Below are 14,288 nucleotides of genomic sequence, written 5' to 3'. Positions count from 1 at the left end.
GGAAGATTATGAAAAAAAGAATTTTGGCAATATTATTAGCCGCGGTCTTTGTGCTTGGCGGTTGCGGAAAAGAGGCAGTTGAAGAAGGTGGCGACGCCGGATTGTTTGAGCAGGTTGGTGGCGAGAAAGAAGTTGATAATTCTGCTGGCGCTGAAACCAGTGAGTCTTCTGGTACAGAATCAGGGGCAGAATCCCAATCCCAGGATTATACTGAGCAGATACAAAACGAAATAAACGATATTATTTCCGGCTCTGAAAATCTCTCAGACGAGCTTGTTAAGGTAAATGAACTTTATGATAAATATGAAATGATCAGAATGTCTGCGGAAACTCAGGCTGATATTAATGAATTAAGCCAATGGACAATTTTGGTATGGAAGTTAGAAGATAAAAGCCTTGCAGATAGAATCAATGAAAAAGATCCTGCTAATTCCGGCGAATTTACTTCTGAAAATGAGAGATGGGAAAGCTATGTTCCAGCTGTTGCAGAAAAAATGAGCTATGCTTATGAGGGTGGTTCAATGCAGCCTATGATCATCAACTACAATACAGCTATGCGATACAAGCAGGACGCTTATAGCCTTGCAAGCGTACTTGCTGACTTGAACGGTGAGGTTACTTTTTCTTTCCCTGATTCAACACCTTGCGGCTTTTACGGTGACTATGCCGGTGACTGCTATCTTATAATTACAGAGGGAATGGAGAGCGATTCATATAATGTGCGTGTTCACATCGATGACGAACACGAATTTAGCGGATACGGCTATATCCAGGATTATCCCGGGGACGAAGAAGTCATTCACTTCACCAGCGATGATGATACGATTAAAGGTACCATCGACTACTCTGTACTTGGAGCTACTTTTTATGTATCAGAGACAGATAGCGCTATCGTTGGTCCAGAAGAGGCATATGACTTTACATTCAAGTATTGATCATAATTGAGTGAGTAACAATAACAACACGTTTAGATTAAAGTACAGGCGGACATGCTAACATGTCCGCCTGATGGTTTTTGTATGGTAATTACTTAAATATTGACAAAAATTGTTTCTCGTGTTTGGATTCATAGAATTGAATATTATATATAGATAATGTATTTGGCGGAAGTTGAGTGCGAATCGCAATAATAGTATAAGTGTGATGTTACTAAGCAATAAAAATGTGGAACTGTGCAAAAACAATTGTGCTGTGGTTCCAAACAGTAGGGAGAAGATGGAATGTTAAAGATAGTATTGGGGGATATAGATAACTCTATATATCATCCACCTACATATTTTGATAATGTTTATCTGGATGAGTGGATTACAGATGATTTTTCTGTCAACGTTATCAGAGATATTGATAAATCAGAAGTTATAAGCGCGCGTGTGATAGACAGTCCGTTTTTGGGATCCATTTACAAAACTTCTGATTGCTGAGACAAAGGATACATATCTTCACTATAATAAAAGCCACTTAAATAAAGCGTACTTAAATGACAAAGGGAAGAAAAGGCTTATTGAAGCAATAGATGTTATAGCTAAACGATTAAAACCATTTTAGGGTGAAGATTGGCAAAAGAATTCCAAAGATTAATTTTTTATAATATTTGCTGAAATGTAGTATATTATTTGACGTATTAGTGTATTATTGATGTATAAAAATACTAAGATGATTGATGACTTTTTGAAACTATTTTATTGCTTTTTCAACTGGTTATTGGATTGTGATTTTCATGCATCGATTGTGCTTTACTGAGGACTTCCTATGTGGAATTACAGCTTTGTTTTTCCAAGTTTATTAGTTTTGGGCGTGTTTGTAGGGTATTATTTTTCATTACCCCGCGTTCCGCTTAGGATGAATAGAACATTTATCCACTTGATCATTATTGAATGTTCAGTAATGATTTTGGATATCGTATCCAGTGCGGCGGATTCAAGCCATCAAGATTTTTCGCTATTTACTTTGTATGTGGTTAATAGCGCTTATTTTATTGCGTTTTTTGCAAGAGCCTATTATTTCTTTATTTTTACAGCCTCTGCTCTCAGGCTCAATTTCCTCAACAGTAAAACCAAACGGTATATTATTGCAATGCCGTTTGCTATTTCAATAGTCATAGTGCTCACAACTTCTTTTACCAGATGGTTCTACTACATGGATGAAGAGGGGTATCACAGCGCACCGCTTTACAATCTTTTGTATTTTGTATTCTGGCTTTATCTTTGCCTTAGTTTTTACGGTGTTTTCACGCGTAAAGAGGATCTCAGGATAAAAAGTGAATATCATATACTTTTCTGGTATAACGTCATTTTGCTAGGTGGGACAATTGTAAGGCTGTTGTTCCCTAAGTATCTTTTGATGGATACATTCTGTCTGCTGGCGCTTATAACTATTTACCTTTCCTTTGAAAATCCCGATTTTTATATGGAAGGAAGAACCTGGCTATTCAATAACCGGGCGCTTTTGGAGTATCTGGAAGAGATTAATGACAGGAAGAAATTTACTCTTTTTGCATTTACTATCCATAATTATAACGAGTTAAAAGAACTCTATGGCTCAAGGCAGATGGATATAGGCAACTACAAGATTGGTGAATATCTGCGAAAAGAGTTTAAAAAGAAAAAGATTTTTTATAACCGGGATGGGCGATTTGTAATCCTTTATGAGGAAAAATGTGATAAGGATGAGATAAACAGAAAGTTGCAGGAGAGGTTTAGAAATCCATGGGTTGCGGAAGATGCAGAGTTTTATTTTGATATCGGCTGTGCCTATTTAGATTCGTCTGTTGCCAAGATACCATTTAGTGTTTTGTCGCAATTATTAACTATAGCATCGATTGAGGCTGATAGAGCTGACAGGAATGAGGTAAAAGAAATTGGTGCAGAGCATGCAACCAAAGCCCGTAAGGAGATGGAAGTAAAGAGGGCAATGGCGTATGCGCTGGATCAGAACCTTGTTGAAGTATTCCTTCAGCCGATTATGGATGCCAGGACCGGTAAGCTGGCCGGAGCTGAGGCGCTTGCCAGGATCAGGGACTCTGAGGGGAAAATAATACCTCCGGACCTTTTCATTCCGATAGCTGAGCAAAATGGCCGTATCAATGAGATGGGCCATCAGGTATTTGTCAAGGTTTGCAAGTTTATCAAGGACAATGATCTGGATAAAATGGGAATGTCCTGGATAAACGTTAACCTTTCACCGATTCAGTTTATGCGAGCAGATTTAGGTGAAATACTGATGAAAAGCATGACTGAATATGAAATTGATCCAAAGTACATCCATTTAGAGATAACAGAAGAGCATATGGTAGATGATCAGCTTTTGGTCAATCAGGCAAATACCATAAGGCAGTTGGGATTCCAATTGGTTTTGGATGATTATGGCAAAGGTTATTCTAATATGACAAGGGTAAAACAATGCCCATTTATCTGCATTAAATTGGATATGAGCATAGTCTGGGATTACATCAAAAAGCCAGATGAAATGCTTCCTAGCATGGTTAAGACATTTTCAAGCATGGGATTCGAAATAACGGCTGAAGGAATAGAAGATGAAAATATGGCAAGGCAGATGAGAGAAATAGGATGCAAGTATCTTCAGGGATTTTATTATGCGAGAGCACTTCCGATGGATGAATTCCTGGAAAGATATGTGGTAAAGTAGATAAGTGTATTCCATGCAAACATTGTTGAACGAAATCCGCAAAAAAGGCGTGTTTTTTGCAATTACATTTATGAATACCTACAATCTAGGAGATAGGATCCAAGATTGTAGGTATTATTATGCAAGTCACTTTGCTGTGAGCAGTTCCTTTGCAAAATCAATGTAATCAAGGCAGGTATTGCATTTAGGCGCATAGTCGATAAGAAGTTTCTTATATTCCTGAGCCTCTTTTGTCTTGACACATTCACGTATTATGGTGTTAAAAAGATGAGTACCCATTTTCTGAGCATTTTCTTCTATATTGTCGCGGATTTCTTTTTCCAGATTGGATCTTCCTGAATATTTAACAAGCAAAAGACCTGCGATTGAAAGATCTTTATTCTGTCTGCGCTTAACTGACATAATGGTGTCGTGAAGCTGCCAGATGCCCTGCATTGCGTATGAATCGGCAGTTACAGGGATAATAACCTTGTGAGCTGCTATAAGGCAGTTATATAGTATTATGTTGAGTGATGGCGCAGTATCGATGACAATATAGTCATAACCGGTAAGTTCATCAAGAGCATCCTTAAGTCGATAAAAGCCTTCAATATCACCATCCAGCATCTTTTCTGCCTTAACAAGAAGCGGGTCAGATGCCACGATATCGCCATTTTCAGTATGCTGTATTGCTTCGAAAATGGGAAGCTTATCAGAGTCGATCATTACATCGTAAAGAGTTGGTACATTTTCAATCTTTGCCTCATAGGTGCTGGAACTGTTCCCCTGCGGATCAGCGTCTATGAGAAGCGTTTTGTATTCTTTCCCCAAGATTCCAGCCAGATTTGTCGCAGTAGTGCTTTTTCCGATACCGCCTTTCTGGTTGGCCACAACAAAAACTGTTGCCATAGTTTTTCCTCCTTAGAAGTCAATGCTACCGTTGATGTCTTCATTTACAACATAAAAAACTTTCTGCTCCTCGGGCTTTACATAAACATCAATCTTATCAAAATCAGCTTCGCTTATCCCCTTTGCAAGCGCGTCTGCCTTGATAAGATTTAAGAGCTCATCAGCATTTCGTTCTTTATTGCCATACTGAATTACGATATTCTTCTGGGCTGTGGCAAAACCGCCGGTAACCTTGTTAGCTCGTTCAACACTACTTTTTCTGGCCATACTAAATTCCCCCTTTTCAAGCCTTTTCTATGATTATAAACTCGTTATTTGTTGAATTGCAATGACAATTCAATCAATTTGAATATAATTGCTATAGTCGTCAAGCACTGTAGTTAGTGAAATTAATAGCACTATTACTTCTTCTTCGGAAATTTCCGAAGTTCACGCACTCTTGTACGGAGATTTTCTGTGAGCTCTGTGCGGAAGGGTGATGAATCAAGGCCGGTGCTAAGCTTTGGTGTGAACTTTTTGATACTGATAAGAATTCTCTTCTGGTTGAGGGACAGGCGTGATGCATAGGCTTTTACCAAACGTTCACGTGTGTTCTCGACACTTTCTTTTTCTTCCGCGATAAGCTGTCCTATTATCTTGGGAGCTGATGCAACCTTTTCATAGTTGCTCTGAGCCTTCTCGTTAAATTCATCATGCATCTGCTGAACATTTCCAAGAAGAGCCGATAGGCTTGCCTCTGTAAGCGCATAGTCAGCACCAAAAATCATTGCAATGATGATCGCAAGAACCTCATAAACAAGCGGATTTGTGTAGTTATGCAGATTTTCTACAGTAGGAATCAGGTATTTAACAATAAGAACACCTGCTATGCCAAAGCATATGCTGACAGGAACACAGATTCTTCCCTGAATGTTGAGCGGAAGTTCGCTATAATCCCACCATCTGGCATGAAATCTCTTTTCCAATACCCAGGATGTGCCAAATTCCGCTACGGCGCTGCCAAGGTAACATATGATAAAGATGGCCCAAATAGGAAAATTTGGGTCAGAAAGCGCAGGAAACAAACTAAATACCATGGAAGTTGCAACGACGCAGGAACCATAAATTGGACAGACAGGTCCAAAGAGGAACCCGCGATCCGCCCATTTTTTCTCTTTTATGGTGCAGTAGATTGATTCCCATACCCAGCCTAAGAAACTATAAAAGATAAATTCAACAAAATATTGTGATATTAACATATGAATCTCCTTAATAATGTAGAAACATCATTTATTATAACACGTTCCGGTAACTTATTCGTGTATCTTGCCTTGAATATTGGCAAATCCCAACTTTTATAATATTGTTTTTCGTTTTTGTTTATAATTTCGCTTACTGCTTCATGGTATAATTCTGTTAGAAGTGCCGGTTTTACGAGGATTATTTATCCAAAAACAAAGGATTATGTGGAAAAAAGCCCAGGAAAGATTTAGGACTCGCAGCCTTATAGCAACCATTGTGCTTATGGTGATAGTTCTGATTGCATCACTTCTATATGTGGTTTACGTGTGGAGCTATACGCGCGAGCAAAGTTATTCTAAACTGCAGAGTGCTACTGAAGAAACCATCGAATCCATCGAAGGTGAGTTTCGTGCGGACAGAAATATGCTCCGTATGATCGCCAACATTATTTCTGAATCCAGAGATTCTTTGCATTCCCTGAATGTTACTGCATATTTGAATATTTATTCTGTAAATTCATTGATTTCCGATATTGCCATTCTAACACCACAGAACAAAGTAATCAGAATATCAGGAATGGACCTGGATGCTGCCAAAGTACTTGACTTTGAGAAGGTCAAAGCCCTTGGTGAGCATATCTCCACTCTGGAAAAAGACCTAGAAACTGAGGGTGTCTATGACCTTAGAAGCTTCGTTCCCATAAGAAGAGAGGATGAGACAATTGCTTTTCTATACGGAACGACTACTCCTGAGGGGATTTTGAATGCGTGGATACCAGAAATATATGACGGACATGCAGATGTTACGGTGGTTGACAGGAAAACCGGAGAAATCCTTATCGATAGTCAGGGAAGAACCAGAGAGAACATAAGTGACGTGGATATACTCGTAACACAGATCAGTGTCAATGATACTTTGGCTGATGCGATAAAAAAAGGAAGAAGCGGGTACGCCACTGGAATAGATGCGGAATCTAAGAAAAACATCTATTATTGTTTCCTGCCGATGAACATTGAAGAGTGGGAGATGGTGATAAGTGTTCCTGAAAAATACGTTTATGAACACGTTAGACCGATACAGATCTCAATTTATATTTTACTTTTTGCTGAAGGGATAGCACTTGTTATTTATTTTCTGTACATAATTCATATCACTACGGGCTCTCTTGTGGGAATAGAGAGAAGAGCAAATATGGATGCCCTTACGGGACTGCAGAACAGAAACCGTTACGAGTATTTTTGTCAGCATTTACAGCAGGGGACAGAAGGAATTGCCTGCATATACTTTGATGTAAACGGACTTCATGAACTAAATAACACTCAGGGCCATCTTGCGGGCGACAACATGTTAAAGACCATTGCAAATATCATCAGCACTGAGTTTGGAGAGAACAATACTTATAGAATTGGCGGAGATGAGTTTGTGGCCTTTCGTTATGAGAGAGACGAGGCCCTTGTGAGAAAAGACCTTGCGAAAGTGGAAAAAAAGGTCATAGATAATGGATACCATGTGGCTTGCGGTCTTGCCATGGCAACTCCGGATAAAAAGCTTTTGGCAGTAATTAAACTTGCAGAGGAGGAAATGTACGAAAATAAGCGCAAGTATTATGAATCTATAGGAAAGGAGATGCGAGGATGAAAAATAGCTTCAAAAGAATTTTCACTTTCATTATCTCTTTTTCCATACTATTCACAGGATGCAGTTATAAGCTGCCAGACCTTGAAAATCATACATTGGACGATGCATACAGAGAAGACGCCAAGGTGTACAGAACGCTGTATTCTTCTGAAGTTGTAAACTTAAATTATCTTGTGACCAGTTCTTCTGTTGATACTGCTATCTGCGCAAATGTAATAGATGCTCTTGTGGACTATGATGAATACGGAAACATCATTCCGGGACTTGCGGAGAGCTGGGAGTCCAACGAGGATATGACTAAGTGGATATTTCATTTAAGAGATGATATTTCCTGGGTTGATTATAATGGAAATTTTTATGCAAAGGTCACCGCGGATGACTTTGTTGCAGCGGCAGAATATGTCAATAATGCAGCTAATGAAACGGATTGTCAGTACATGTATTCCACAGGTTCAGTTGTTGTAAAAGCCCAGGAATACTATGAATACACCACTTATCTTCTTAATCCTGAATTGTTTGAAGATCCGCCCGAGGAGGTAAAAGCCTCTGAAATTGGAGTAACTGCGCTGGATGATAAGACGCTGATGTATGAACTTGAAAAGCCATGTCCATTTTTCCTTAGTGTGCTCTCTTATACGACATATCTTCCGATTTGCCGTTCCTACCTGAAAAAAGTGGGAAATATGTTTGCCAGGAATAATAAGAATCTTCTATATAACGGGGCATATATACTACACTATTTTCAGCCATTGGAAAAACAGGTTCTTGTCAAAAATCCAAGTTACTGGGATCGCGATAATGTTCACATTGACAGAGTGGAAAATTACTATGATGTGGATGCTGAAGCCATCAGTGTTGAAAGATATCTTGAAGGAAGTATTGATAAAGCAGTAGTAAAAACCAGCCGTCTTGAGGAATATCTTGAGAATTCTAAGATTGGCGGAGAAATTCACCATTCCAGACAGGATACTTCTTTTTCATATTTTTATTGTTTTAATTTTAATCCGCAATTCGACGAGAAATATGAGCCTGAAAATTGGGCAAAAGCCGTAGCAAACGAGAATTTCAGGAAAGCCATAATGGCATCGATAGACAGAGTAAAGCTCCTTTCAATTTATGAACCCTACTCACCTGAAAGCCTTCTGACTAACACTGTTACGCCTCCGGGAGCTGTTGCTGATAATGGAAAAGATTTTACAGCTTTTAACGGACTTTATAATATTTCACAGACCGATAGCTTTAACCTTACGTTGGTTAAGGCTTATAGACTTACGGCCAAATATGAGTTAATAGAGGCTGGCGTAACTTTTCCAATAAAAATGCTGATGCCATATAATCCGTCAACTCAGGGCTGGAAGGAAGAAGCTCTTTTACTTGAGCAGCAGATAGAAAATGCCCTTGGGAGAAATTTTATCGATGTTATTGTGGCTGCCGGGAGCGACACTGGCGTACTGCTGTCGGTTAGACGAAGCGGCAAATATGCGTTTATGAAATGCCGCTGGGGCGCAGATTATGCTGATCCCCAGACTTGGACAGAGCCTTTTGAGGATGACGGAGAGTACATGTTCTGGCACATGTGTCAGGATGAGAGCGTGAAAAAAACTCATGATGAATGGCGGGAAAAAGTCGATAAAGCAGCTGCCATCACCACGGATAACACCGCAAGATTCCAGGCCTTCGCCGAAGCAGAAGAAGTAGTCATAAGACATGCAATCGTTGTTCCCTTCTCTATAATGCTTGGTGACGGATACGTTATGTCACGTCTGAATGAATTCGAGGGCGAGTATTCGTCCTACGGAATGGCAAGACAGAGATTTAAACGCTATATCCTCCATGATTCCTCCATGAGCATGGAAGAGTATGATAAAGCTTATGAAGAGTGGGCGGAGAAGGTGATGGAATAATGATGTCAGCAACCGCTCAAATGCAATCAAGTGTTTTTAATACTTATTGTGAACTTTTTCAGCAAAGCACATCATATCTTTAACCTGAATTTTTGTTCCGTCGTCCAGAATGGCAGTGCCACTCATTTTTCCAAATACTTGATGCTGATCAGAAGCAATAATTTTATAGTCAAGGCAGGCAGCACGGTCAAGAACTGGAATAAAGTTCATATCAAATCTGCCGTCAGAGGATGTTATTGTCCAAGGCTCCATGTAAGAGTTTTGAGGGATATGGAAGGTTATGTCATCTAGTTTATTGGCTTTATTATTGTAGAAAATGATATTTTCTGTTGCGGCTTTAGTATTACCGAAACCATATCCAATGTTAAATCCAAAAGATTTTCCGTTTATATCGCAATTGCCTGATCCCCAGTACCAGGTATTGTCGTATGTCCAGACGCCTCTTCCCCAATCTAAAGTGCCAAAATCTGAATTTGGGTTAAAAACATATTTTTTTCCATCGTATTGAATATATCCGGATGCGCGCATGCAGTTTATCTTTTGATTATAATAGAAGGCATGTTTTTTATTCCATGGTGTTGCAATAACCATGGTATCCATATCCGGTTGTTCAAGATAAATATCGCAGTCAAAAGGTTTACCTTTATAGTAGTTTTCAAAGTGGCAGGTCAGGTGTCTTCTGTGATCCAATACTTCAAATTTCATCTGAAGGCGTTTGTCTTTATATTCAGTTGTTCCTGATTCGGAGGATGATGGGAGCCCAATTTTTCCAAATGGGAGCGCGTTAAGGACTGTTTCAGTATGTTCCCAAGGATTATCACTAAAATTCAAGAGAGATACAGACTGAAGACCGATATAACCGTCATCCGATATGGTAAAAGCTCCTGCGAATTTATCGGAAAGAACCAGATAGTAATCCCATTCTTTTATGCGCCATGTAGGGGCTTTGATCATTTCTTTATTGTATTCCTGAATAAGACTTCTTGACCATCCGGGTTCACGCAGTTCTCCTTTATTATCTAAAAGAGGTTGTTTTTTAGTAACTTCATGATTTCTTGGCATGGCATTCTCCATTTATCTGTAAAAAAGTTCCACTTTGGATGCAAACTACTGCATATATTATTATACTATAGTGAATATGAGAGTATAGTTCACTTTTAATGAAAAATAACAGAGAAGAAAAATTTCAGCAGTAAAGAAACAGAACGGTCTAATAGGTTCGAGCAGATTTAACCTGCCTATACGTGAACCTTCGTATGGACAGGAGTGGAAAGCGGTTCTGCTCAGCTTTTTTGCGATATAATGCTGCTAAGGATCTTAATATAAGTAAGTGTCAGCTGTGAAGGGCGGATGTCTCCCGGAAGAATATATCCGATTTCCATATAATCATCTACATCAAGCGGCTTGGCTATGATATTAGGACCATTCAGCTCTTCGCTAATAACGCCACTGCAAATAGTATATCCGTTCAGACCTATAAGCATATTGAAAAGTGTGGCGCGATCACAAACAACTATGTTCTTGTCGCAGTCTACAGTGCTTAGTATCTCTTCTGAAAAATAAAAAGAGTTGTGACTTCCTTGTTCGTACGAAAGGCGGGGATAAGGCTTTAAGTCTTTAAGGGACAGTTTTCTTTTTCTGGCAAGTGGATTGTCTTTTCCTATAAATACATGCGGCTTTGCCTTGAATAGGGTGGTAAAAGACAGATTGTTGTCGCGGAGGCTTTTCCTGATAATTGTTTCATTGAAATTATTAAGGTAAAGAACTCCTATATCGCTGCGAAGATGCGCCACATCATCTATTATCTCGTAAGTCTGGGTTTCTCTCATGTGAAATTCATATTTGTTTCCACCATGTTCTTTTAGCAATTTAACGAAAGCTTCCACAACGAATGAATAGTGTTGAGCAGAAACGCAAAAACGCAGCTTCCCTCTTGTTTTACCGGTATATCGTTCGTCTATAAGATTTGCCTGCTCCAAAACCTGTCTGGCATATCCTAAAAATTCATCTCCTTCAGAAGTGAGCTCTATTCCCTTATTAGAACGCGTAAAAATGGTTATTTTATATTCTTTTTCAAGCTCATGAATCGAAGCTGATAGGCTTGGCTGCGCTATAAAAAGTTTTTTGGCTGCTTCAGTCATGTTGCCTGTCTCGGCGATAGTTACAGCATAGAAGAGTTGCTTTAATGTCATACCTAATCTCCTTTGATAGATTTGAGTACAATCATAATATCTATTATAGAAAAAATCTATGGTAAGAAGTCAAAAATATGTATTTTACCGGCAAAAAATGCGGGGATATAATCCAAAACATGATCATACAAATGCTAAGGGAGGAAAGGGATGAGATGAGTAAGGAAAAGAAAATATATCATTATGATTTCGTTGGGAGTTTTTTAAGACCACAGTCATTGAAAGATGCCAAGGCATCCTATCAGGCAGGAAATATCAGCCTTGAAGATTTTGAAAAGGTGGTAGATGACGAAGTCACAAAGGTGGTGGAAAAGCAGAAAGAACTGGGTTTTCATGTGATAACAGATGGGGAATTCAGAAGAACATTCTGGCATCTTGATTTCATGTGGGGATTTGAGGGAATAGACCATAAGGCTAGCGGAAAAGGCGTTCAGTTTAATGATGAACTTGCAGTACTTGACGATACGTATTTAGTAGACAAAATCAAAGCAAAACCTCACCCTTTTGTGGAATATTTCAAATTCCTCAAGCAGTTTGAAGATGAGAATACTATTGCGAAATACACAATACCTGCGCCTGCTCAGATGTTTCAGCAGATGATAGTTCCTTCTAATTATGATACAACCAGGAAGTTTTATCCTACAAATGATGAACTGATTATCGATATAGCGTCTGTATATAGGGATGTGATAAAGCAGTTCTATGATGCGGGCTGCAGGATTCTTCAGCTGGATGATTGCACATGGGGAGCTATTGTGGGGGATGCTGCCAAACAGAGATATAAGTCACTTGGTATTGATCTTGAAGAAGTAAAAGACCAGCTTCTTAAGGTTAATAATCTAGCTCTCGAGGGAAAGCCGGCAGATATGACAATTAATTCTCATATATGCCATGGAAACTATCATTCAACCTATTTTACCAGTGGTGCTTATGATACTGTAGCAGACCATGTTTTTGCAAAAGAAAATGTGGATGCGTTATTCCTTGAGTATGACGATGAAAGGTCCGGCGGATTCGCACCACTGTCGAAAGTTTCTGACGATAAGATAATTGTGCTGGGGCTAATTACTACTAAATCTCCTGTGCTTGAGGATAAAGCCAAAATTATTGAAAGAATACATGAGGCATCTAAATACGTTCCAATTGATCGTTTGTGTTTAAGCCCTCAGTGCGGTTTTGCATCATGCGAAATTGGCAATAAGCTTACAGAGGAAGAGCAGTGGGCAAAGCTTAAGTTGGTAAAAGAAATTGCAGAAGAAGTGTGGTGAGATTGTTTTTTATATATGAAGCTCAAAACAGTTTCTAAATGTAAAAACGGATGTGTCAATAAGGTTAGTTTTCTGACGCTGTTTTGTTCTTTATAGGGGTACCATTTTAATGATTTTCTCTGTGTGACATTTTTGTGATGGTTTATCGTATAATATTATTACAGAAAACAAACAAGGAGATAATTATTATGAAAAAGTCATTTTTGAGAAAAGTAACATCACTGGCACTAATTACTGTAATGAGTGGAGCTGTTTTAGCAGGTTGTGGAAGTGCCCACACAGAAAACAGGAGCGATGATGAAGTTGCTGTTCAGGCAGAAACAGGCGAAGCTGAGAATGCAACTCCTGAAATTGTTGAAACGGAGATTCCTCTTGCTGATGCTCCTTCAAAAGTTCCTGGAGCGCCTTATTTTACAAAGGGAGTTTATGCAAATTATGCTGAGGAATTAGAGAATCCGACAAAGCATTATTTTTATGTATTCAATGAAGAGACTTATGGTTACACAGCAGATGGCGATAATAATGGAATTGGACTTCCATTTGGTGTTGAGCAGACAGACGGTTCAGTAAAGTTCTTCTTTGGTGGTGAAGGCGATGGAGAAGGCAATTTAATCATTACAGCAGTTGATAATGGAGTGGTTCATGGTTATTTCGAAGATATTCCCGAACGTGCACTTGTTTTTGAACCTGTTGCTGGAGCTGATGCGGACTCTTTTAGCGCAGAGAACTATGTAAATGGCGCAGCTGAGAGCGTATATCATAATGCAAATGGCTGGAGTGTTAAGTATGATGCGGATTTATTTGAAATCACCCAGGAAAATAACAAAGTAGCTATCGTATATTCAGGTGAAGGCGCCGGAACAAATATGGTATTTGTTGTGTATGACGTTGATATGAATGGCGAACAGGCAAGAGATGAATTTGCTAAAGGTTACGGTGCAAAGGCAAATACTTATGAACAGAATTTCCCGGGAACAACAGATGTTATTGGATATTGGGCTGAACTTGCTTCCTCCGGAGAAGGATCAGGCTTGTATGAATATGTTGTGACCAGAGACTATATGGGCGGATACCTTGCATTTGAAGTAACAGGTCATGACTGCGGTGACGACACAGTGGATAAGCCAATTCATGATTTACTTACAGCTATTATTGATTCAATCACATTTGAATAAACTAAATTTCGATTTTTTAAAAAAGTTAAAAATAATTGTTGACATGTCAATGGCAGGGTGATATATTTGTATTCGTTGCTGCTGACGCGACAGAAACAAAACGACCGCAAATGCAGTAGTGGAGCGGATTACAAGCTCTAGCACATTGACAAATAAACAGTAATGCAACCCTGAAAAATTCCAAAAAGTATTGAGCAGGGCGGATGATTAAGTTATTCGCAATATCGCTCAATCGAGAATTATTCAGAACAAAAAATAGTAAATAACGGACAGAACAAAAGCCAAGCTTAAGTTCTGACCAGATCAAACTTTTTACAGTGGTTTACTAGATTCGTGGGAAACCTCATCAAGTAAACT

The 14,288-nt window shown here is 39.0% G+C and carries 12 protein-coding genes; 7 read left to right on the top strand and 5 right to left on the bottom strand.

Annotated features, from left to right (window positions below; translation table 11 throughout):
• Positions 1–8 precede the first annotated feature (8 nt).
• The 3 genes from BM086_RS09095 (at position 9) to BM086_RS09085 (ending at position 3,645) form a co-directional block, all read left to right on the top strand.
• Entirely contained in the window at positions 9–935 is a 927-nt protein-coding gene (locus BM086_RS09095; protein ID WP_092325713.1) for a hypothetical protein, read from the top strand.
• A gap of 285 nt (positions 936–1,220) precedes the next feature.
• A complete protein-coding gene (locus BM086_RS09090) occupies positions 1,221–1,421 on the top strand; it encodes a DUF4869 domain-containing protein (RefSeq protein WP_092325712.1) in 201 nt (66 codons plus the stop codon).
• A 328-nt stretch (positions 1,422–1,749) separates the two neighbouring features.
• Positions 1,750–3,645: an EAL domain-containing protein gene (locus tag BM086_RS09085; protein ID WP_092325711.1), complete on the top strand. Its 1,896-nt coding sequence runs from the start codon at positions 1,750–1,752 to the stop codon at positions 3,643–3,645.
• Positions 3,646–3,771: 126 nt separating this feature from the next.
• Here the strand turns inward: BM086_RS09085 and BM086_RS09080 are convergent, their stop codons facing one another.
• The 3 genes from BM086_RS09080 to BM086_RS09070 form a co-directional block, all read right to left on the bottom strand.
• The gene (locus BM086_RS09080; RefSeq protein ID WP_092325710.1) at positions 3,772–4,533 is read right to left on the bottom strand and encodes a ParA family protein; all 762 of its coding nucleotides are present in this window, start codon (positions 4,531–4,533) and stop codon (positions 3,772–3,774) included.
• A 12-nt stretch (positions 4,534–4,545) separates the two neighbouring features.
• Entirely contained in the window at positions 4,546–4,800 is a 255-nt protein-coding gene (locus BM086_RS09075) for a DUF6465 family protein (protein WP_092325709.1), read from the bottom strand.
• A gap of 134 nt (positions 4,801–4,934) precedes the next feature.
• Entirely contained in the window at positions 4,935–5,771 is an 837-nt protein-coding gene (locus BM086_RS09070; RefSeq protein ID WP_092325708.1) for a putative ABC transporter permease, read from the bottom strand.
• 205 nt (positions 5,772–5,976) lie between these two features.
• Between BM086_RS09070 and BM086_RS09065 the strand changes: the two genes are divergently transcribed.
• Complete coding sequence (locus tag BM086_RS09065; RefSeq protein WP_092325707.1) at positions 5,977–7,392, top strand: GGDEF domain-containing protein; 1,416 nt, start codon at positions 5,977–5,979, stop codon at positions 7,390–7,392.
• A complete protein-coding gene (locus tag BM086_RS09060; protein WP_092325706.1) occupies positions 7,389–9,296 on the top strand; it encodes a peptide ABC transporter substrate-binding protein in 1,908 nt (635 codons plus the stop codon). Before BM086_RS09065 ends, BM086_RS09060 begins: the two co-directional genes overlap by 4 nt.
• Positions 9,297–9,332: 36 nt before the next feature.
• Here the strand turns inward: BM086_RS09060 and BM086_RS09055 are convergent, their stop codons facing one another.
• Both BM086_RS09055 and BM086_RS09050 read right to left on the bottom strand, forming a co-directional pair.
• The gene (locus BM086_RS09055) at positions 9,333–10,358 is read right to left on the bottom strand and encodes a DUF2804 domain-containing protein (protein ID WP_092325705.1); all 1,026 of its coding nucleotides are present in this window, start codon (positions 10,356–10,358) and stop codon (positions 9,333–9,335) included.
• 221 nt (positions 10,359–10,579) lie between these two features.
• Positions 10,580–11,488, bottom strand: coding sequence for a LysR family transcriptional regulator (locus tag BM086_RS09050; RefSeq protein WP_092325704.1), 909 nt, complete (start codon positions 11,486–11,488; stop codon positions 10,580–10,582).
• Between the two features lie 155 nt (positions 11,489–11,643).
• On the opposite strand from BM086_RS09050, the gene BM086_RS09045 reads away from it, so the two are divergent.
• On the top strand, positions 11,644–12,756 hold the full coding sequence (locus BM086_RS09045) for a 5-methyltetrahydropteroyltriglutamate--homocysteine S-methyltransferase (RefSeq protein ID WP_092325872.1): 1,113 nt from the start codon (positions 11,644–11,646) through the stop codon (positions 12,754–12,756).
• 188 nt (positions 12,757–12,944) lie between these two features.
• On the top strand, positions 12,945–13,931 hold the full coding sequence (locus BM086_RS09040; protein ID WP_092325703.1) for a hypothetical protein: 987 nt from the start codon (positions 12,945–12,947) through the stop codon (positions 13,929–13,931).
• Positions 13,932–14,288: the final 357 nt, after the last annotated feature.

It is taken from the genome of Butyrivibrio sp. YAB3001, assembly GCF_900112195.1.
Classification (GTDB): Bacteria; Bacillota; Clostridia; order Lachnospirales; family Lachnospiraceae; genus Butyrivibrio.
Note: the sequence above shows the minus strand (reverse complement) of the source record. Positions and strands in the feature narration are given on the sequence as shown.